This is a genomic window from Amycolatopsis sp. VC5-11 (assembly GCF_037034185.1).
In the GTDB taxonomy this organism is placed as follows: Bacteria; Actinomycetota; Actinomycetes; order Mycobacteriales; family Pseudonocardiaceae; genus Amycolatopsis; species Amycolatopsis nivea.
The window spans coordinates 87,912-106,967 of the sequence record NZ_JBAGKF010000016.1 but is presented as its reverse complement, the minus strand read 5'-3'; the positions used below and the strand labels follow the sequence as shown (position 1 = coordinate 106,967).

Genomic DNA, 19,056 nt, shown 5'->3' with positions numbered 1-19,056 from the left:
CATCCGACGCGCGACGCCGCCGCGGCGCGGAGCATCGAATGGCATGGACGACAAGATTCCCGCCCGGCTGAGGGCTTCCGACGGCGATCGCGAGCGCGTCGCCGAGACCATCCAGGCCGCCGGTTCCGACGGACGGCTCACTCTCGAAGAGGTGGAAGAGCGGCTGCGCACGGTCTACGCCACCCGCTACACCGACGAACTCGGCGAACTCACCGCCGATCTCCCCCGGCCGGCTCCTGCCCGGCCGCGCGGCGGCGGCTGGCCGCTGACCCGGGCCGCGCTGCGCGAACATCCGGCGCTGCGCGTCCACCTCGGCATCGTCGCCGTGCTCGCGACCTTGCTGATCGTCCGCTGGGCGATCGGCGGCGCGTTCTTCTTCTGGCCGGCGATGCCGTTGTTCTGGCTGTTCATCAGCCTGGTGCTGCACGCGCGGGTGCGGGCGTTCCGCGGGCGGCCGGGCGCGCCTGTGCCATACTGAATCCGTGCGGCACAGCAGCGAGCGATTTTTTTACGGGACCCGGACTCCGGCTCCCGTGATCGCGTAGTGCCCCACCCGCCATCACCCGCAGCCCCGGAGTCCACTGGACCCGGGGCTTTCGCCGTCCCTGGGACAGGGAGTCCGGACTTCAGAGAGGTCCCGATGAACGCGCAGACGCAGAACGCCGACGGACAGCCCGCCGAGCACACCCCGGCGGGCGAGGACATCTCGTCGCTTCGCGAGGAGATCGACTGGCTCGACTCCGAAATCCTCCGGCTCGTGAAGCGCCGGGTCGAGGTGTCGAAGACCATCGGCGCGGCCCGGATGGCCGCGGGCGGCACGAAAATCGTCTACAACCGCGAGATGGACGTGCTGGCGCGCTACCGCGAACTGGGTCCGGAGGGCCGTCAGCTGGCGATGCTGCTGCTGAACCTCGGGCGCGGCAGGCTGGGCCGCTGACCCGGTATCCGGGGCATCCCCGATTCGCGCGGCAGGGAAACCGGGCAGACTGGACACATGATTAACCTCATCGCCGTCATCATCGCGATCGCGAGCGTGCTGGCGGCCCTCGGCCACGTCGGCTACCTGGCGCTGCTGAACAACGCGGCGGGCAAGCGGGCGGGCGGGGCCCCGGTGGCGCAGTACGTGCGCAGCCGCTGGGCTCTGGCCGGCGGCGCCACGGCGGCCTCGCTGTTCGCGTGGCTGCTCACTTCCGGCAACGTCGTGCTGGACGTTCTCGCCATCGTCATCGCGGTCGGTAGCGGCGCGACGTCGATGAAGGCCCTCCAGTCCACGCAGGCGAAGTACCGCAGCGGCGGCTGACGAGGCCCCGAACTGGGCAAACGCCGGGCGGGACGCTGCGCTGCGTGACGTGCCGCCCGTTCGGGCGCGCCCGGTCGAGTGAAACCGGTGCAAGTTGCAGGATGGGTGAAGACATTCGCCTGCCGGTTTCCTACTGTGAAGTCCGTGAGGACCCTGGCGTCTGCGCCGGGCTATGCCCGGAGGACGCGCGGGAGCTGCGGCTCCGCGCGCCGTTCTCCGCGTGCGCGTGCATTTGCGCGGGAGTTCGCAAGTGTGGACGCAAGCGTCGTTCTCCTCGTCCCTGCTCCGTTCGGGTTGACGACCGCCCCGGCGCCGTCACGCCCCCCTCGCGGAGGGGTCGAACCGGCATGACGGGAAACACGATGGGCGGTCGGCGGCACGCGGACCGTCCCGGCGCGGTGTCGGACGCCGAGGTCACCGTTCCCGGACGGCACCGCGTCCGCGCCGACGGCACCTGGACCCCGGTGGTGCCGCCCCGCACCGCCGGACATCACCGGCACCGCACCGGTGCCGTGCCTGCCGTCGACGGCGCCCCGATGCAGCGAGGCAGCGAGAACCCGCGGCTGCGCGGCGCACCGGCCCCGCGCGCGGACCGCGTGCCCGACGACGGGAACCGCCCGGCCCCCAACCAGCCGGTCTTCCCCACCGCGAGCGGCACGTTGCCGATCGGCGAACCGCCGTTGCCGCAGCCGCAGCGCCGCCGGACGACGAGCGATCGCCGCGCCCCCGTCGAACCCCCGCGCCGCCAGGCCTCCGCTCCGGACCGGCTGGCCGAGCCTCGCCAGACCGCTGCTTTCCCCGGACAGCCGTCCGAACCTCGCGGCCACCAGACCGCCGCCCCAGCCCAGCCAGGCACCCCCCAAGACCAGCAGGTCGCGGCCCCGCTGGCCCGTCAGCCCGAATCCCGCGCCGCCTTCGCTCCCCCGCAGGACCGGATCCCCGAGGAGCACCGCGCCTTTGCCCCGCCGGAAAGCGCACTCCCCCAGCCGACCCGGCGCACCCGGCAGGAACGCGTCGCCACCACCTCCGCCGCGCTGGCCAACCGGCCGGAAAGCCCCCGCGAACGGGTCGAGCTGAACCCGGTCGCGGAGGAACCGCCCCGGCGCCAGCGCGTCACGCTCGGCGAACCGGCCGTATCGGCGCGGGAGAGCCAAGAGCAGCAGGACGACGAGGTGCGCGTGTACGCCGCGCCGCTGCTGGACGGCCTCGGCACGTTCGATCTCGGCTCGGTGCCCGCGTCCGTCACCCCGCCGAAGACCTGGCGCAAGGCCGCGTGGTTCGCCACCGGCGCGTCCGGCGCGGTGGTCGTCGGACTGCTGTTCGCCGGGACGTTCCTGGTCGGCGGGCCCACCACCACGACGACCGACGCGGTCGGCGGGGGCGGCTGGCCCGGCAGGCAGAACGGCGGCAACCCGAACCTCAGCGCGCTCATCCCGAACGGGCAGCACGGCGGGGTCGGCGGCAGCGTCCCGCGCAGCGACTCCAGCACCAGCCCGGACGGCGTCACCTCGGACAACGGCACGCATCCGCAGCAGGGCTCGGGTCCGAACAGTTCCGCGAGCAGCAGTTCGGCAGGCGTGACCACGTCGGCGGGCCCCGGCACCGGCACCGGCAGCAGCACGTCCGCGCCGACCACCACGGACTCGCCCTCGTCCAGCGAGCCGCCGCAGAAGCCGCCGGTCACTCCCGCTGAGCGGGAAACGAAAGGACCGCCGGTCTTCACCGCCGGCGACGCGGACACGATGGGGAACAACTCGGAGAAGTTCTTCAACAACGTCACAACCGACCCGTCGGAGGCCTCGTCGGTCACGTCCGGCGACCTCAAGCAGCAGGGCCCGCAGGGGCTGCGCAAGCGCTACGCCGACGTCGCGTACTTCGAGGTCAAGAAGGTCACCATCGACCCGCAGCACGGCACCACGGTGAACACGGTCGAGGTCACGCACCAGGACGGCAGCAAGAGCACCGAGCAGCAGACGCTCACCTTCGACGACAACGGCAAGATCACCGACGACGGGCGCTGACCAGCACACTGTCTGCAAATGCCGATGCACGTGCGGTGCGGTGAGCGGTTGTTCCCTCGTCCGGTTGGGTGACATAAGCTGCCGTTCGTCGTACGACGGCGGCATTCCGGCGACGGAGTCTGGCGGCAGCCGGTCGGCACAGGGTTACCTGGCGACTACGAGGTCCGGGCCGACCACGAATCGCCTCGGACCGCCCCGGGGACACCGCCACCGTGTCGTGTCCCGCCCCGAACCCCCAGAGCGAGGACTTTCGTGCTTGAACGGCAGCGAACCCGGCGAGAACCCGACGCCGTGCGCGTCGAGGACGTGATCCCGCCGGAACTGCTCGAGGACGTGGCCGAGGCCGACCGCGAATATCTCGAGCAGGTGTTCCGCGAACCGCAGAAGTACCTGCCGCCGCGCACCCGCCGCCCGGTCGCCCAGGCCGCGGAACCCGTCGAAGAGCCCGAAAGCAAGCTCGCCCGCCGCGCGAAGCTGGCCGGGCTCGTCGGAGCGGGCGCGCTCGTCGCCGGCGCCGTCGTCACCGCCTCGCTGCTCAGCGGCGGCCCTCGGCCCACCGTGCCGGTCGCCGGAGGAGCCGCGATGCCCGCCGGGTTCAGCGGCGCGGCAGCGCTCGGCGGGCAGGCCGTGCCGCAGCAGCGCAAGGTCCACTCGTCCGGCGGCACGACGTCGGGGCAGAGCGAAAGCACGACGCAGTCCCAGCACACCGGCTCGACGGCCACCACGCCGTCGAACTCGGGCGCCACGACTCCGGAAACCACTTCCGGCACTTCGTCGTCCGCCTCCTCGAGCACCGCCCCCTCGGCGGAATCGCACAAGAAGTCCGCCACCTCGTCCGCGGCCGCGCCGGATCCGGTGAAGCTCGAAGCGGTGCGCAAGTTCTACGCCTCGATCGACCACCAGCCGGAGAACGCGCTTTCGCTGCTCAGCCCGAGCGCCGCGCGCGGCGAAACCGGCGATCTGGTCCGTGCGTGGAGCGGTGCCGACTCGATCGACGTCCAGGAACTGCACGTCCAGGACGACGGTTCGGTCTTCGCCGTGGCGCTGGTCCACCAGGCCGACGGAACCCTCTTGCGCGTGACCCAATTGTTCGACGTCGTCGAGCAGGATGTGATCTCGCAGGCCCGCGTCCTGTCCGCGGTCTACTCCTGACCTGCGCGAACGTGGTTGTGGCGGGTCGGCCGAAGTGTGCCGCGTGCGTGTGCGCAGAGTGAGCGCCTAGCCTTGTCACGGGTCGGTCTCGGCAAAACCGGCACACGGTCCACAGCAGGTGCCTACGCTCCGGTGCTGCGGCGGGTTCGAACTCACCCCTTTGGGGTAGAACAGTCCCGCCCCGGGAAGTCGGAGCCCCAAAGGGAGGTCGCGTGAGCGACGAGGGTCGTCTGGTCGCCGACCGGTACCGGATCGTCGGGAAAATCGGTTCCGGCGCGATGGGGGCCGTCTGGCGCGCCCACGACGAGGTGCTGGGCCGTACGGTCGCCATCAAGCAACTTCTTCTCCAGCCCGGGCTGGAGAACCACGAGGCGGAGGACGCCCGGCAGCGCACCATGCGCGAGGGCCGGATCGCCGCCCGGCTGCACCACCCGAACGCGATCACCGTGTTCGACGTCGTCACCGACGACAACGGCCAGCCCTGCCTGATCATGGAATACCTGGCGTCCACCAGCCTGGCGCAGGTGCTGCAGGAAAAGGGCACCCTGCCGCCGATGGAGGTCGCCCGGATCGGCGCGCAGATCGCCGCCGCCCTGCGCGAGGCGCACGCGGTCGGCATCGTGCACCGCGACATCAAGCCGGGCAACATCCTGCTCGCGGGCAACGGCACGGTGAAGATCACCGACTTCGGCATCTCGCGGGCCAAGGACGACGTCACGGTCACCAAGACCGGGATGATCGCGGGCACCCCCGCCTACCTGGCCCCCGAGGTCGCGATCGGCGGCGACCCCGGCCCCGAGTCGGACGTCTTCTCGCTCGGCTCGACGCTGTACGCCGCCTGCGAGGGACAGCCGCCGTTCGGCCTGTCCGAGAACACGCTGAGCCTGCTGCACGCGGTCGCCGCGGGGCAGATCAACCCGCCGCGGCAGTCCGGTCCGCTGGCGAGCGTGCTCGCGGTGCTGCTGCACCCGGAGACCCAGCACCGGCCCACCGCCGACGAATGCGAGGAGCTGCTGGCCGCGGTCGCACGCGGCGAGACCCCGCTCGGCGGTCCGGACGCCGACACCATGATGGCCTCGTCCTCGGGCACCCTCGGCGCGGCCGCGCTCGGTGCAGCCGGTGGCGCGGCAGCCGCTGGTCTGCTGCATCCGGACGACGAGCAGGCCGGCCACTCCGGCACGCTGCTCGACGACCCGGGCGTCACCCAGCAGTACGACCCGAGCGCACAGCAGTACTACGACGAGGACCCGTACCCGCCGGGCTCCGGCTACCCGGAAGACGACTACGACGACCGCGGTTACCACCAGGACGGCTACCACCAGGAGCCGCCGCTCTACGGCGACCCGAGCCGCAACGGCCTCGCCGCCACCCGCGCGGTGCCGGTGCCGGACCACTACGAGGACGATCCGTACGACGAGGACCCCGCGCCGCGGACCCGCGTGCAGACCGCGCCCGAGGACGACGAGGACGAGAAGCCCGGCGCGTGGAAGAAGCCCGCGATCATCGGCGGCGTCGTGGTCGTCGGCCTGGTCGCGCTCGGCGTGTGGCTGCTGACTCCGGGCAATCCGCCGGACGCTTCGCAGCCCGCGCCGCCCGTTTCGTCGTCCGCGGTCGCGCCGACGTCCGTCACACAGCCGCCTTCGGAAGCAACCACTACGTCCCCGCCTACGTCTTCCCGGGAAAGCGCGACCCGCGAGACCCAGTCGACGCGGCACTCGCGGCGGACCACTTCTGCGGAGGACACTCCGACGCAGGAAACGTCCCAACCGCAGAACACCAAGCCGACGAAGCCGACGGGTTCCAAGGAACCGACGAAGACGCCGAGCGAGACCAGCGGGCCGCCGTCGCCTACCGGATGATTCAGGGACAGCATTGAGTTCAGAAGGCAGCATCGTCGGCGAGCGGTACCGGCTCGACCAGCCGATCGGGCGCGGACGCGCGGGCATCGTGTGGCTCGCGTTCGACACGCGGCTGTTCCGGACCGTCGCCGTCAAACGCATGTACCTGCCCGTCGGCCTGCCGCCGGACCGTGCCGAACAGGCGCGCGCGATGGCGATGGAAGAGGGCAAGGCCGCGGCGCGGATCGATCACCCGTGCGCGATCACGGTGTACGACGTGCTGCCCGACGGCCAGGACGTGTGGCTGGTCATGGAGTACATCCCGTCGCGCGGGATGTCGGTGTTCCTCGCCGAGCACGGCCGGCTCACTCCGGAGCAGGCCGCGTTCCTGGGCATCCAGCTCGGCGACGCGATGGCGTCGATTCACTCGGCGGGCATCGTCCACCGCACGCTCGAACCGAACACGGTGCTGCTCGCGGACGACGGCAGCGTCAAGCTGACCGATATCGGCATCACCGGCGGCGGTCCGCACGCCGCTTACCGGGCGCCTGAGGTCACGCGCGGCGCGCCTCCGTCTGCAGCTGCAGACGTGTTCTCGCTGGGCGCGACGCTGTACACGGCGGTCGAGGGTGTGCCGCCGTTCGGTGACGACGGCCAGTCCCCGGAACGACCGCCGGAGAACGCCGGCCCGCTCGCCGGGGCGTTGCAGAAGATGCTGCGCGCCGACCCGGCGGCCCGGCCGACCATGGACGACACCGTGCACGCGTTGAAGGCGATCACCGTCGGACGCGAGCAGACCGCGTTCATCCCGCCGACCGCGCCTGCGTTGCCGACGCTTCCGGCGTCGCGGCCGCTGCCCGTGCAGCCGCCCAATGTCCCGGAGCCGACCCAGCAGATTCTGCCGCAACAACAGCCGCAGCCACCGGCTCCGCTGATGCAGCTTCCGGTCCAGCAGGTGCCGCAGGCTCCCGCTCCGGCGCAGCCAATGCAGCAGCAGACGATGCAGCAGCCGACCGCCCGGTACACGCCCACTCCGGCGCAGCAGGCCGCGTCCGCGCAGGCTGTTCGGGAGAAGGCGGCGGCGCGGCGACGGATCATCCTCACCGTCGCGGCGATCCTGTGCGCGATCCTGATCGGGATCGGCGTTTCGCAGCTGCTGTTCGTCTGAGCCGATGTCAGGCGACGTTCTCGGTCGCCTCTTGCATGGCTTCGAGGAACGTCTGCACGGCCGGGCTGCCCGCGACGCGCGCGGCCACCGCGGCGTGAATGTGCCTGCTCGGCTGCGGATTGCGGACCCGGCGCACGACCACTCCCGGATGCGGAGTGCCGAGCCCCAGCTCCGGCACCAGCCCGACGCCGAGCCCGGCGGCGATGAACCCTTGCGCCGACGGATAGTCCTCGGACTCGACCACGACGTTCGGATGGAACCCGGCCGACGCGCAGGCGCCTTCCAGGATCGCGCGGCAGGCGCCGGGGATCGGGTCGACGCCGACCCACGGTTCCTCGGCGAGGTCGGTGAGGTCGAGGACCCGTTTGCGAGCCAGCCGGTGCGCCCGCGGCAGGACCGCGCGGTACGGGTCGTCCAGCAGCGGCACCAGCTCGATGCCCCGGCCCGGCTCCGACGGCCGCGGGTACACGATGATCGCCAGGTCAGCACGGCCTTCCTCGACCTCGGTGAGCGGGTCGCCCGGGTCGATGAGCTTGAGATCGAGCCACACGCCGGGGTGTTCGCGGCGCAGCGCGGCCACCGCGTACGGCACCATCGTCGCGCCCGCCGTGGCGAAGTAGCGGATGGCGAGCTTGCCGGTGCGGCCTTCCTTCAGCTCGGTGAGCGCGGCCTCGGCTCGGGCCAGCTCCGCGCTGAGCGTCTCGGCGTGTTCGGACAGCAACGTCCCGGCCGGGGTCGGCTGGACGCCGCGGCCGACGCGTTCCAGCAACGGCGTGCCCGCTTCGCGTTCGAGCACCGCCAGCTGCTGGCTGATCGCCGACGGCGTGTAGCCGAGATTCCTCGCCGCGGCAGTGATCGAACCGCTCGTGATCACCGCGCGCAGCACCTGCATGCGCCGTACATCGAGCATGTCTCGATCCTACAGCTTTGCTTAATTGTCCCTGCAGTTATTTTCGCTTGTCCTTACACCTTGCCGCGGCGAAGCTGGCTAGCGAGGCAAAGGAGGAACCTGGGGTGGGCGAGTCGAAGACGCTGCTGAGGATCGCGGCGCTCGCGTTGATGTGGGGATCGAGTTTTTTCTGGATCAAGCTCGGGCTTGAAGCGCTTTCCCCGGTGCAGCTGGTGCTCGCGCGGCTCGTGCTGGGCGCCGTGGTGCTGCTGGCGCTGTGCTTGATCGGGCGGCGGAGCCTGCCGTCGCGACGGAGCACCTGGGGGCATCTGCTCGTCGCGGCGTTCTTCCACAATGCGTTGCCGTTCCTGCTTTTCGCGGTCGGCGAGACCACCGTGGACTCCGGCATCACCGGGGTGCTGAACTCGACCACTCCGCTCTGGGTGCTCGTGGCGGCCCCGTTCCTCGGGGTCTCGAATCGGATGACCGCGACGCGGATCGCCGGTCTGGTGATCGGGCTCGGCGGGATTCTGCTGATCTTCGCGCCGTGGCAGGCGTCCGGGCTGCTCAGCTGGGGTGCGCTGGCGTGCCTTGCCGCGGCGGCGAGCTACGGGTTCGCGTTCGTCTACGAAGGCCGGTACCTGTCGAACACCGGCTCCTCGCCGTACGCGATCGCGGCCGGGCAGATGCTGCTGGCCACGGGTTTTCTGGTGCTAGCCATGCCGTTCGGCGGGCTGACGCCGGTGCACCTGAGCCCGGTCGCGCTGATCGCGGTGGTGATCCTCGGCCTCGGTTCGACCGGGATCGCGTTCGCGCTCAACTACCAGCTGCTGGCGAGCGAAGGCGCGGTGGCCGCGTCGGTGGTCGGTTATCTGCTGCCGGTGGTGTCGGTGCTGCTGGGCGCGGTTTTCCTGCACGAGCAGCTGAACCTGCGCGTGATCGCGGGCATGGTCGTGGTGCTGCTCGGCGTCGCGTTGACGCGGTTGCAGCGCAAACCGGCCGTGACCCCGGAAGAAGAACTGACTCCGGCCTAGACGAGACGGCGGTCCGAGGCCCAGCGGGAGAGCTCGTAGCGGTTCGACAGCTGGGTCTTGCGCAGGACGCTCGACACGTGCGTCTCGACCGTCTTCACCGAGATGAACAGCTCGGACGCGATTTCCTTGTACGCGTAACCGCGGGCGAGCAGGCGCAGGACGTCGCGCTCGCGCGGGGTGAGCAGGTCCAGTTCGGGGTCGTTGATCGGCGCGGACCCGGGACGGTCGGCGAAGGCGTCGAGGACGAAACCGGCCAGGCGCGGGGAAAACACCGCATCGCCGTCGGCGACCCGGACCACCGCGCGGACGAGTTCCTTCGACGAGATCGTCTTGGTGACGTACCCGCGCGCGCCGGCGCGGATCACCGCGATGACGTCCTCGGCGGCGTCGGAGACCGACAGCGCGAGGAACACGACATCCGGCAGCTCCGGGCGCACGCGGCGGAGCACCTCGGCGCCGCCGCCGTCGGGCATGTGGACGTCGAGCAGCACGACCTGCGGACGCGTGCGCGCGATGCCGGCGACCGCTTCCGCGACCGACCCGGCCTCGCCGACCACCTGCACCTCGTCGGTGATCGAATCGAGTTCCGTGCGCACTCCCGCGCGGAACAACGCGTGGTCGTCCACGAGGAAGACCTTGACCGGTTCCCGCTGGCTTTCCGTCACGACTGCCCACTCCCTCGCTTCGCCTGCCCCCGAGCATAGCGAGGTCATGCCACCCCTTTGGCCGCCTTCACCGGCATGGCGAGCTGGACTTCGGTGCCTTCGCCGGGTGCGGTGCGCAGCTTGCAGGTGCCGCCGTGGCGTTCCATCCGGCCGCGGATCGAGTCGGCGAGGCCGTGCCGGTCGGCGGGCACGACGTCCGGGTCGAAGCCCTTGCCCCGGTCGCGCACGAACACGGTGACCTCGGTGGGTTCGACCTCGGCGAACACGCTGACCTCGGCGACGCCGGCGTGCTTGGCCGCGTTGACGATCGCCTCGCGCGCGGCCTGCACCAGCGCGGTGAGCGGCGGGTTCAGCTCGGCGTCGCCGACCACGACCTGGCCGACCGAGATCGCGAACTGGTCCTCGACCTCGCCGCACGCCGCGGCCAGCGCCTCGGACAGTTGCTGGCGGGTGCCTTCTTCCTCTTCCTTGGTCCGTTTGTCGCTGGGTTTGCCGTAGCCGCCGGGGCCGTACAGCCAGCCGCGCAGCTCGCGTTCCTGGCCGCGGGCGAGGCGCGCGACCTCGGCGGGCTGGTCGGCCTGGCGCTGGATCAGCGCGAGGGTCTGCAGGACGGAGTCGTGCAGGTGCGCGGCGATTTCAGCGCGTTCGTCGGTGCGGATGCGGGCCTGGCGTTCCTCGCCGAGGTCGCGGACCAGCCGCAGCCAGAACGGGACGGTGAGGACGGCGACGCCGATCAGCGTCGCGAGCACCGCGATCAGAGCGAATTTGACCTGGTCGAAGTCGCCGCTGGCGAACACGACGAAGCCGATGCCGGTGGCGACCAGCGCGACCCCGGCGAGGATCCGGACGAACGCGGCGAGCCTGCCGCCCTCGCCGACCAGCCCGTCGCGGGCCCCGACGCGCCAGCGCCGCCGCTGCGATTCGTCCGCCTCCCGCCAGACGACCGCCGCACCGAGCGCGGCGAGCGCGAGCGGCACCGCGACCCAGCCGCGGATGGCGCCGGTGAGCGTGCTGCTGGCGATCGCGAGCCCGATGCCGAGCGCGATCAGCCCGTATGCTTGCTGGCGGTCGCGGGCCTTAGGCGCGGTTTCGGTTTCCTCGGCGCTCTGCGGGACGAACACCCAGAGCAGGCCGTAGGCGAGCAGGCCGGCCCCGTTGAGCGCGGCCAGCAACGCGAACACGACGCGGACCCAGACGACCGGAACCCCGAGGTGATCGGCGAGCCCGCTCGCGACGCCCGCGACGGCCCGCCCGGAGCGCCGCCGGTACATCTTGGGCCGCGATTCGGGTTCGGCGACCTCCATCGCCTGGGCGGACACGAGTGCCGAGGGCTCCTCGGCGGTCGAGGAAACCCGCCCCGGGGCACTGATGTCGAGAAAGTCCTGCACGAGTCCCATCGTCACACGCGGGAGCGGCCCGGACATCGGGGAAGGCCCTGATCCACTCCCCCAGATGGCCGCCGGTGAGGAAATTCCGCGAACCTCCCTGCCGCCTCCCGGGACTCGGTACGATGCAGGGGGCGAGCGATCACAGTGCGTACACGGGGCGGGGAGGCCGGATGACCGAGCAGCATCGCGCGGAACACGTCGAGTCCGCAGGCGATTACTACGCCCGGACGCAGAACGTGAACCAGATCTTCGCAGCCGGCGAGGACTCGCCGGAGACGCGCAGCGCGACTGAACGGAATGCCTCGCAGTACTCGGTCCAGCAGGGCCAGCAGCTGCTCCAGGGCCAGCAGACCCGCGGGGACGCGCCGGCACCGGACGCGAATTATGCGTCGTACAGCCACGAAGACCTGCACAAAATGGTCAACGAGGGCCTGGACTTCGAGGGAATCAACGACCGCAGCCGCGTGACGAACGTCTACGGCAACTGGCTCGCGGACGCGTCCAATCAGTTCCGCGACGCGGCCAACACAGCGGGTGCGGAGTGGCAGGGAACCGCCGCTGCGCAGGCGCATTCGTTCTTCCAGAGCACGGCGGACCACACGGAAAAAACCGGCAGCGCGATGCAGCTGGTGTCCAACCGGTACTCCCAGCAGTCCGCAGCGGCCGATTACGCGCACAAGAACATGCCGGAGCCGACGGGGTTCGACCAGAAGGCCGAGATGGCCAAGGCGACCGAGCAGTTCCAGAACGGGAACCCGCTGCAGGGCGTGATCGCGATGGGCGACGTGGCGGCCAAGCAGCAGCAGGCCGACGCCGCGCACCAGCAGGCGGTCCAGGTGATGCACGGGCTGGACACGACGTATCACGAGACGTCGACTACGCAGCCGGTTTATTCGCCGCCGCCGCAGATGAACAACGACAGCACTCACGCCAGCAGCGCCGCGCCGGTGACTGTGTCCGGCGGGACTTCGAGCGGTCCTTACAGCGGGCCGGGTTCGGGTGGGCCGGTGACCGGTGGACCCGGGACCGGGTTCACGGGAACAAACCCGCCGCTGAGCGGTCCCCCTCCGGTCAACTCCTTCCCGCCAGGCGGAGGCAATTCCCCGGGCATTCCTTACAGCCCCGGACCGGGAATCAACACCGGCACCGGGCCGCTCAGCAACCCCGCGGTGTCAGGGGGCGGGAACAGCCTGCGGACCACGCCGAACATCGGCGGCCGGTTTTCTCCGGAAGGGCTCGCTTTGGGCGGTGGCGGCGGCGGGAACTCCGGCTCCGGCGAGGACACGCCGCGCAGCCGGTCAGGCGGCGCTGGTCGAGGTGGCGCCGGTGGCCGCGTGACCGGCGGTGCTGGTTCGGGCGGCTCCGGGAAGCCCGGCGAGTCCGGCGGCAAGGGCGCTGCTGAGCGGCTTGAGCGCGGCGCTACTGCTGCTGCGAACGCTGGAAAGGGCGGAAAGCCGGGTGCCGGGGGTGCTGGCGCCGGCGCGGCGGGTGCCGGGAAGAAGAAGGAAGAGGACAAGGAACACAAGAACAAGATCCCGACACAGGTCGATCCGGACGAGGTCTTCGAGGTCAAGCCGGAACGTGGGCCGGACGGGGAGAAGATCACTCCCCCGGTTCTCGGCGGCTGATTCCAGCTGCCAGACGCGCGGATGTCCTTCGCCGCGCCAGGGCCTTCGCATCTCGAGCGCATACGTAGACACAGGAGCAGCTGATGTCAGGAATCGAAGTAAACCCGGAGCCGCTCTCTGGAAACTCTTCCGCGGCCGACACAGCGGGCAACGCCTTCTTAGCGGGACTCACCGAGGGCCCGGGGAGCCACGAAGCCGCGGAGAAGATGCGCGAGGCCGGGAACACGCTGAAAACGTTGGCCCAAAACGGCTCGTTCGCGGTCAATGAGGCCGGGTTCAACGCCTACATGAAGGCCTGCAATTTTTTCCTCGACGGCTACAAGACGATGATCCACGACCTGACCCTCCTCACCGAGTTCGCCAAAATGGGCAGCTCGCCATACGCGACCTTGGTAGCAGGGTTCAATGTCGAAGTAGCAGCCGTAGGCGGCGACGCAATGCTGCCTAACCTTGTCCTCATGCGGGATGCCATTGAAACCGCCAGAGACGCTCTCGCCATCGCGCGCAAAAATTACCGCGAAACCGACCACACTCACAAGAAGTCATTCGATCAGATCAACAAGAAAATTGACAACTGATGATCGCATCGCGAGTCCCGAAAACCCTGCTCCTGCTCGGCGCGGCCACGGTGATGCTGACCGCGTGCGACAAGACCGTCGACGGGACCGCCGGAACAAGCCAAGCACCCCCTCCGACCGCCGCACCGCCTGCCTCTTCTGAAAATCCTTTTGCCGCGAGGAACCAGTGCGCGCTGCTGGATCAAATCCTGGCTGGCCGAGGTTTTTCCAAAGCGACCCCCTCGGTCGCCGATTCACAGCGCTCTTGCGTGTCCAAGAAGCCAGGCGACGGACCGGACGCTGGCGTCATCGGGCTCACTTTGCAGGCCGGTCAGCGCTACACCGACAACGTTGCCGACCCCAGCAAGGCGCACGCCGGCAACGTCAACGGCCGCCCCTTAATCGAGGAGCGCCAGCCAATCGGTTCAAGTGGATCATGTGTGATCAAGCTGGCTGTCGCGACCAACTCTCGCGCGCTCATCGATGTCACAAACGGCAGTGACACCGACGTAGCATGTGCGGCGGCCCGAGACCTAGCGGTCAAGCTAGATCCCCTGCTTCCGAAAGGCTGATCTCGCCGCGCTAGAAGCCGTACGAGTCGCCGACCTTCGTCAACGGCAAAGTTGGCCACCATAGGACTTCTTCTCTAATAAGGTCAGCAGTACACGGACAACATCCGGAACCCCGGCGATGCTCGACGTAACCCGTGGTACGGACACCGCTATCTCGTGTCAGACCGCGGAAGACTCGGCCAGCAAGCTGAAGCCGCTGCTCCCGTTACCGAAGCCTGCTCGAAGAGCAGGCCTACAGCAGTGCGACGACAGTCCTCAGCCGGAACGAGCCCCACGCCAGGGCCGCATCTCGGGGATAACCTCAGGGACCTTCCCCGATGTGCCGCCCCACTCCATCGACCATGCTGTGAAGCATGAGTGGTGCGAACGACGTGCGGCCTCCCCGTACGAACCCCCTGAACGGGTTCGAGGAGACCGTCAAGGACTTCTGGGCCAGCAGGCCTCGGCGGCCGCACTCGGGTCGGAAGGTTGCTGGGGTCGCGGCTGGGCTGGGGGATCGCTACGGGATTGACCCGGTGGTGATTCGGGTCGCGTTGGCGGCGGCGACCGTTTTCGGGGGGTTCGGGCTGGTGCTTTACCTGCTCGGCTGGTTGTTCTTCCCCTCCGAGGGCGACGAGGTTTCCGGCTTCGAGGCGTTGATCGGGCGCGGGCAGTCGAGCATGACGAAGGCCTTCGCGGCCGTGCTCACGGTCGCGGTGATTCCGGTTGTCGGGTGGACGTTCGGCGGCGGCTGGTTCGACGGCGGCGGCCTGATCGGGTTCGCGTTGCTCGCCACGTGCCTTTATCTCCTGCATCGCACCCGCGGGCAGGACAACCGACCGGCGCCGATCGTCGCGTTCGCGGCGGACGGAACCGCTTCCGGAACCGGAGCTTTCACGATGAACAGCGACACCCCGACTCCCGCGGCGGCGGCACCGGGCTGGGATCCGCTGGCCGCCGACCCGGCGGGCTGGGATTTGCCCGATCCGGCGGCACCGCCACCGCCGCCGCCTCCGGCAGGCGACTACAACAACTACGAGCACCGGCCGCCGCGGCCGCGGTCCAAGATCGGGGCTGCCACGTTCGGGGTCGCGGTGATCGTGGCCGGCGTCGGCGTCGCGCTCGCGCTGAACGGGTTCGACTGGTTCTCGCTGCGGCACATCATCGGCATGACGCTCGCCGTGCTGGGGGTCGGGCTCGTGGCGGGGGCGTTCGCTCGCGGCGCACGCGGTCTGATCGGGCTCGCGATTCCGCTGTCGGTCGCCGGGATGGTGCTCACGACCAGCACGTTCGACAACCTCGACGTGCGCGGCGGCGTCGGCGACCTGTCCGCCACTCCGCGTACGGTGGCCGAGCTGCAGCCGGTCTACCGGCACACCGCGGGCAACATGAAGATCGACCTGACCCAGCTGGCCGCGAGCGAGCCGATCACCACCACGGTCTCCAACGGCGCCGGAAACACCGAGGTCATCGTGCCCCGCACCGCGGACGTGACGTTCACCTGCGAGAACAGCGCCGGTGAGGTCGACTGCCTGAACCGCACGTCCAACGGCGTCGGCCAGCCTGCCGTCACCGGGACCGACAACGGCGACGACAACGTCGGCGGACAGAAGATCACGCTCCACGTCACCAACGGCGTGGGCCAGGTGGAGGTGCGCCGTGGCTGAGAACCCTTACTCCTACGACGAGCCCGAAGCCCCGGCTCGCCGCCGCGGGGTCGACTGGATCACCCTGGTCGTCGGGGTCGCGACGCTGCTCGTGTCCGGCTACGTCCTCACCGACGGCTCGAGCTGGCTGCCGACCTTCGACTTCCGCTGGATCATCGCGGGCGGCGCGGTGTTCTGCGGGATCCTGATGCTCGGCGCGTCGTCCCGCAAACGACGGCCCTGAGACACAAAAAAACGGGGCCCGGACATTTCCGGGCCCCGTTTTTTCACGTCATTCCCACTCGATGGTGCCCGGCGGCTTGCTCGTCACGTCCAGCACCACGCGGTTGACCTCGGACACCTCGTTCGTGATCCGGGTCGAGATCCGCTCCAGCACCTCGTACGGCAGCCGCGTCCAGTCGGCGGTCATCGCGTCCTCCGACGACACCGGGCGCAGCACGATCGGGTGACCGTACGTCCGTCCGTCGCCCTGGACGCCGACGCTGCGGACGTCCGCGAGCAGCACCACCGGGCACTGCCAGATCTCCTGGTCCAGCCCGGCCGCGGTGAGTTCCTCGCGGGCGATCGCGTCCGCCTCGCGCAGGGTCTCCAGCCGGTCCGCGGTCACCTCGCCGATGATCCGGATGCCGAGGCCCGGCCCGGGGAACGGCTGGCGCTGCACGATCGTCTCCGGCAGCCCCAGTTCGAGCCCGACCCGGCGGACCTCGTCCTTGAACAGCAGCCGCAGCGGTTCGACCAGCTCGAACTGCAGGTCGTCAGGCAGGCCGCCGACGTTGTGGTGGCTCTTGATGTTCGCGGTGCCCTCGCCGCCGCCGGATTCGACGACGTCCGGGTACAGCGTGCCCTGCACGAGGAACCGGTAGTCGCCCTGCGCCTTGAGGTCGCGTTCGGCCTGCTCGAACACGCGGATGAACTCGCGGCCGATGATCTTGCGCTTCTGCTCCGGGTCGGTGACGCCGGCCAGCGCGTTCAGGAACCGCTCGCGCGCGTCGACGGTGACCAGGTTGACCCCGGTCGCGGCCACGAAATCGCGCTCGACCTGGGTGCGCTCCCCCGCGCGCAGCAGGCCGTGGTCGACGAACACGCAGGTCAGCCGGTCTCCGATGGCGCGCTGCACGAGCGCCGCGGCGACCGCGGAGTCAACGCCGCCGGACAGGCCGCAGATGGCCCGTCCCTCGCCGATCTGCGCGGCGACCGCGGCGACCTGCTCGTCCACAATGGACGAAGTGGTCCAGCCGGGCCGCACGCCGGCGATCTCGTACAGGAACCGGCGCAGCACCTCCTGGCCGTGCGGCGAGTGCGCCACCTCCGGGTGGTACTGCACGCCCGCGAAGCGCCGCTCGACGTCCTCGAACCCGGCGACCTCGGCCCCGTCGGAGCTGGCCGTGACGACCGAGCCCTCGGGAGCCTTGGTGACGCTGTCGTTGTGGCTCATCCACGCCGTCTGGTGATCGGGCAGCCCGGTGTGCAGGACGCCGCCCTCGCCGACGATCCGCACGTCGGTGCGGCCGAACTCGCGCACGCCGGTCGGCTCGACGACGCCGCCGAGCGCGCGGGCGAGCAGCTGGTGGCCGTAGCAGATGCCGAGGATCGGCACGCCGGCCTCGACCAGCTTCGGGTCCATCGCGGGGGCGCCCTCGGCGTACACGCTCGACGGGCCGCCGGACAGGATGATCGCGGACGGGTTCTTGGCGAGCAGCTCCTCGACGGTCGCGCTGGACGGCACGACCTCGGAGAAGATCTGCGCCTCGCGCACGCGACGGGCGATCAGCTGCGCGTACTGCGCCCCGAAGTCCATGACGAGTACCGGACCGGTGGGAGTGGCCACCCAAGACCTCCAGGTATCAGCGCTTTTGCCACCATCGTCCCAGGTGGGCCCCGTCACGTCGGCAATGGCCCCGTAATGAGGACAGCCGCTGTCCGCGAACCGGCTTACCGTTCCCGCATGACCAACGACTGGACCAACGAACTGACCGAGCAACTCGACTGGCACTGGCAGCACCACGTGCGCCCGAAGCTGGAGGGGCTGACCGACGACGAGTACTTCTGGCAGCCGGTCGCGGACTGCTGGACGGTGCACCCCCGCACGAGCGAGAACGACCCGGGCACCGGCGACTTCACGGTCGATTTCTCGTTCCCGGAGCCGACTCCGCCGCCGGTGACCACCATCGCGTGGCGGCTGGCCCACATCATCCCCGGCGTGCTGGGCATGCGCTCCGCGTCGCACTTCGGCGGACCGCCGGTGTCCTATCAGGACTTCCCGTACGCGGGCACTGCCGACGAAGCGCTGAAGCAACTCGACGACGCGTACGCGACCTGGATCGCCGGCGTACGCAGCCTCGACGCCGAAGCGTTGGCGCGCCCGTGCGGTCCCGCTGAAGGCCCGTACGCGGAGCTGTCGATGGCCGCGCTCGTCCTGCACATCAACCGAGAGATGATCCACCACTGCGCGGAGATCCTGCTGCTGCGCGACCTTTACCGAAACCGGTGACCAGCAGCCCCAGCGCGATGCCGAGCAGCGCGGGCATGCCGTGGTTGTCGTGCAGCACCGTGTCGAGCACCGCCAGTGGCACGATCAGCAGCGCGGCGCGGTAGAGCGCTTGCGGCGGCTCGGCCTCGCGCGCCCGCCACACCACCACCGCGAGCGCGCCGAGCAGCCCGGCGACGCACATCGAGTTGCCCGCCCCGACCGAGTTCAGCCAGACGTAGCTGAGGTACTGGCCGAACAGTCCGCAGCCGAAGTACAGGACGAACCAGGACACCCGGCCAAGGCACCATTCCGCGAAGGTGCCGACCGCGGCGAGGGCGAGCAGGTTGAAAATCCCGCCGAAAATCTTGCCGTCTTGGAAGAACATGCCGGTCAGCAGCCGCCACCACTCTCCGGCGTCGATCGCGGCGGCGTCGCGCTTGAAGCGGTCGAAGAGCGCCGGATCCGCCAGCTGGGCAACGAGCACGACTGCGGTCACGAGAAACACCGCGCCGGTCAGCACCGGACGGCGCGGTGTTCCGACCCGCGCGAAGAAGGCCCGCGACGGGCTTTCGGTCCAACGAGAGGCCACGGAGTTCGTCATGGGCCGAACGATATGCCGGGCGGGTGCCAGGGACCCCCGACAAATGTCATCTCGACGCCAGGACAGAAGCCACAATCGAAGGACCGAGTCCGGCGTGCCGGGCTTGGCGCTCCCTAATACCTTGAGC

Annotated in this window: 19 protein-coding genes; 14 read left to right on the top strand and 5 right to left on the bottom strand. The window is 70.0% G+C overall.

All coding sequences use genetic code 11. From position 1 onward, the window contains the following. Window positions 1-43 precede the first annotated feature (43 nt). The 7 genes from WA670_RS34765 (at window position 44) to WA670_RS34735 (ending at window position 7,479) form a co-directional block, all read left to right on the top strand. On the top strand, window positions 44-478 hold the full coding sequence (locus WA670_RS34765; RefSeq protein WP_037816186.1) for a DUF1707 SHOCT-like domain-containing protein: 435 nt from the start codon (window positions 44-46) through the stop codon (window positions 476-478). 162 nt (window positions 479-640) lie between these two features. Continuing rightward, the gene (locus WA670_RS34760; protein ID WP_009072470.1) at window positions 641-937 is read left to right on the top strand and encodes a chorismate mutase; all 297 of its coding nucleotides are present in this window, start codon (window positions 641-643) and stop codon (window positions 935-937) included. A 57-nt stretch (window positions 938-994) separates the two neighbouring features. Beyond that, entirely contained in the window at window positions 995-1,300 is a 306-nt protein-coding gene (locus tag WA670_RS34755) for a hypothetical protein (RefSeq protein ID WP_037816187.1), read from the top strand. Window positions 1,301-1,647: 347 nt separating this feature from the next. Next, window positions 1,648-3,321, top strand: coding sequence for a hypothetical protein (locus WA670_RS34750; RefSeq protein ID WP_336160458.1), 1,674 nt, complete (start codon window positions 1,648-1,650; stop codon window positions 3,319-3,321). Between the two features lie 252 nt (window positions 3,322-3,573). Next, window positions 3,574-4,473, top strand: coding sequence for a hypothetical protein (locus tag WA670_RS34745; RefSeq protein WP_037816189.1), 900 nt, complete (start codon window positions 3,574-3,576; stop codon window positions 4,471-4,473). Window positions 4,474-4,685: 212 nt separating this feature from the next. Beyond that, on the top strand, window positions 4,686-6,332 hold the full coding sequence (locus tag WA670_RS34740; protein WP_037816190.1) for a serine/threonine-protein kinase: 1,647 nt from the start codon (window positions 4,686-4,688) through the stop codon (window positions 6,330-6,332). 13 nt (window positions 6,333-6,345) lie between these two features. Beyond that, entirely contained in the window at window positions 6,346-7,479 is a 1,134-nt protein-coding gene (locus tag WA670_RS34735; RefSeq protein WP_336160455.1) for a serine/threonine-protein kinase, read from the top strand. Between the two features lie 7 nt (window positions 7,480-7,486). On the opposite strand, the gene WA670_RS34730 is transcribed toward WA670_RS34735, so the two are convergent. Then, window positions 7,487-8,389: a LysR family transcriptional regulator gene (locus WA670_RS34730; RefSeq protein WP_037816192.1), complete on the bottom strand. Its 903-nt coding sequence runs from the start codon at window positions 8,387-8,389 to the stop codon at window positions 7,487-7,489. Window positions 8,390-8,493: 104 nt separating this feature from the next. Between WA670_RS34730 and WA670_RS34725 the strand changes: the two genes are divergently transcribed. Then, a complete protein-coding gene (locus WA670_RS34725) occupies window positions 8,494-9,402 on the top strand; it encodes a DMT family transporter (protein WP_037816193.1) in 909 nt (302 codons plus the stop codon). Here WA670_RS34725 and WA670_RS34720 read toward each other — a convergent pair. Both WA670_RS34720 and WA670_RS34715 read right to left on the bottom strand, forming a co-directional pair. Beyond that, the gene (locus WA670_RS34720; RefSeq protein ID WP_107051117.1) at window positions 9,399-10,115 is read right to left on the bottom strand and encodes a response regulator; all 717 of its coding nucleotides are present in this window, start codon (window positions 10,113-10,115) and stop codon (window positions 9,399-9,401) included. The genes WA670_RS34725 and WA670_RS34720 overlap by 4 nt on opposite strands. Beyond that, complete coding sequence (locus tag WA670_RS34715) at window positions 10,112-11,470, bottom strand: ATP-binding protein (RefSeq protein WP_442893149.1); 1,359 nt, start codon at window positions 11,468-11,470, stop codon at window positions 10,112-10,114. The genes WA670_RS34720 and WA670_RS34715 overlap by 4 nt, the downstream gene beginning before the upstream one ends. Window positions 11,471-11,625: 155 nt before the next feature. On the opposite strand from WA670_RS34715, the gene WA670_RS34710 reads away from it, so the two are divergent. The 5 genes from WA670_RS34710 to WA670_RS34690 all read left to right on the top strand — a co-directional run bounded on the left by WA670_RS34710 (window position 11,626) and on the right by WA670_RS34690 (window position 16,081). Beyond that, on the top strand, window positions 11,626-13,083 hold the full coding sequence (locus tag WA670_RS34710; RefSeq protein ID WP_336160453.1) for a hypothetical protein: 1,458 nt from the start codon (window positions 11,626-11,628) through the stop codon (window positions 13,081-13,083). Window positions 13,084-13,166: 83 nt separating this feature from the next. Further along, the gene (locus WA670_RS34705) at window positions 13,167-13,661 is read left to right on the top strand and encodes a hypothetical protein (protein WP_037816195.1); all 495 of its coding nucleotides are present in this window, start codon (window positions 13,167-13,169) and stop codon (window positions 13,659-13,661) included. Beyond that, a complete protein-coding gene (locus tag WA670_RS34700) occupies window positions 13,661-14,212 on the top strand; it encodes a DUF3558 family protein (RefSeq protein ID WP_078870586.1) in 552 nt (183 codons plus the stop codon). Before WA670_RS34705 ends, WA670_RS34700 begins: the two co-directional genes overlap by 1 nt. A 353-nt stretch (window positions 14,213-14,565) precedes the next feature. Then, entirely contained in the window at window positions 14,566-15,858 is a 1,293-nt protein-coding gene (locus WA670_RS34695; protein ID WP_336160449.1) for a PspC domain-containing protein, read from the top strand. Further along, complete coding sequence (locus WA670_RS34690) at window positions 15,851-16,081, top strand: hypothetical protein (protein ID WP_336160447.1); 231 nt, start codon at window positions 15,851-15,853, stop codon at window positions 16,079-16,081. Before WA670_RS34695 ends, WA670_RS34690 begins: the two co-directional genes overlap by 8 nt. A 48-nt stretch (window positions 16,082-16,129) precedes the next feature. Here the strand turns inward: WA670_RS34690 and guaA are convergent, their stop codons facing one another. Then, window positions 16,130-17,686, bottom strand: a complete 1,557-nt coding sequence (guaA, locus tag WA670_RS34685; protein WP_078870587.1) for a glutamine-hydrolyzing GMP synthase — start codon at window positions 17,684-17,686, stop codon at window positions 16,130-16,132. 117 nt (window positions 17,687-17,803) lie between these two features. Between guaA and WA670_RS34680 the strand changes: the two genes are divergently transcribed. Then, window positions 17,804-18,349 carry a DinB family protein gene (locus WA670_RS34680; protein ID WP_134731464.1) on the top strand — a complete coding sequence of 182 codons (546 nt, stop codon included), beginning with the start codon at window positions 17,804-17,806 and terminating at the stop codon, window positions 18,347-18,349. Here the strand turns inward: WA670_RS34680 and WA670_RS34675 are convergent. Continuing rightward, complete coding sequence (locus WA670_RS34675) at window positions 18,282-18,929, bottom strand: rhomboid family intramembrane serine protease (protein ID WP_336160445.1); 648 nt, start codon at window positions 18,927-18,929, stop codon at window positions 18,282-18,284. The genes WA670_RS34680 and WA670_RS34675 overlap by 68 nt on opposite strands. Window positions 18,930-19,056 lie beyond the last annotated feature (127 nt).

Bases quoted from the DNA above. Each gene is read 5' to 3' on its own strand.
- WA670_RS34720 (WP_107051117.1), bottom strand. From the start codon at position 10,115: ATGACCTCGCTATGCTCGGGGGCAGGCGAAGCGAGGGAGTGGGCAGTC.
- WA670_RS34760 (WP_009072470.1), top strand. From the start codon at position 641: ATGAACGCGCAGACGCAGAACGCCGACGGACAGCCCGCCGAGCACACC.
- WA670_RS34705 (WP_037816195.1), top strand. From the start codon at position 13,167: ATGTCAGGAATCGAAGTAAACCCGGAGCCGCTCTCTGGAAACTCTTCC.
- WA670_RS34675 (WP_336160445.1), bottom strand. From the start codon at position 18,929: ATGACGAACTCCGTGGCCTCTCGTTGGACCGAAAGCCCGTCGCGGGCC.
- WA670_RS34750 (WP_336160458.1), top strand. From the start codon at position 1,648: ATGACGGGAAACACGATGGGCGGTCGGCGGCACGCGGACCGTCCCGGC.
- WA670_RS34765 (WP_037816186.1), top strand. From the start codon at position 44: ATGGACGACAAGATTCCCGCCCGGCTGAGGGCTTCCGACGGCGATCGC.
- WA670_RS34695 (WP_336160449.1), top strand. From the start codon at position 14,566: ATGAGTGGTGCGAACGACGTGCGGCCTCCCCGTACGAACCCCCTGAAC.
- WA670_RS34755 (WP_037816187.1), top strand. From the start codon at position 995: ATGATTAACCTCATCGCCGTCATCATCGCGATCGCGAGCGTGCTGGCG.
- WA670_RS34680 (WP_134731464.1), top strand. From the start codon at position 17,804: ATGACCAACGACTGGACCAACGAACTGACCGAGCAACTCGACTGGCAC.
- WA670_RS34710 (WP_336160453.1), top strand. From the start codon at position 11,626: ATGACCGAGCAGCATCGCGCGGAACACGTCGAGTCCGCAGGCGATTAC.
- WA670_RS34730 (WP_037816192.1), bottom strand. From the start codon at position 8,389: ATGCTCGATGTACGGCGCATGCAGGTGCTGCGCGCGGTGATCACGAGC.
- WA670_RS34700 (WP_078870586.1), top strand. From the start codon at position 13,661: ATGATCGCATCGCGAGTCCCGAAAACCCTGCTCCTGCTCGGCGCGGCC.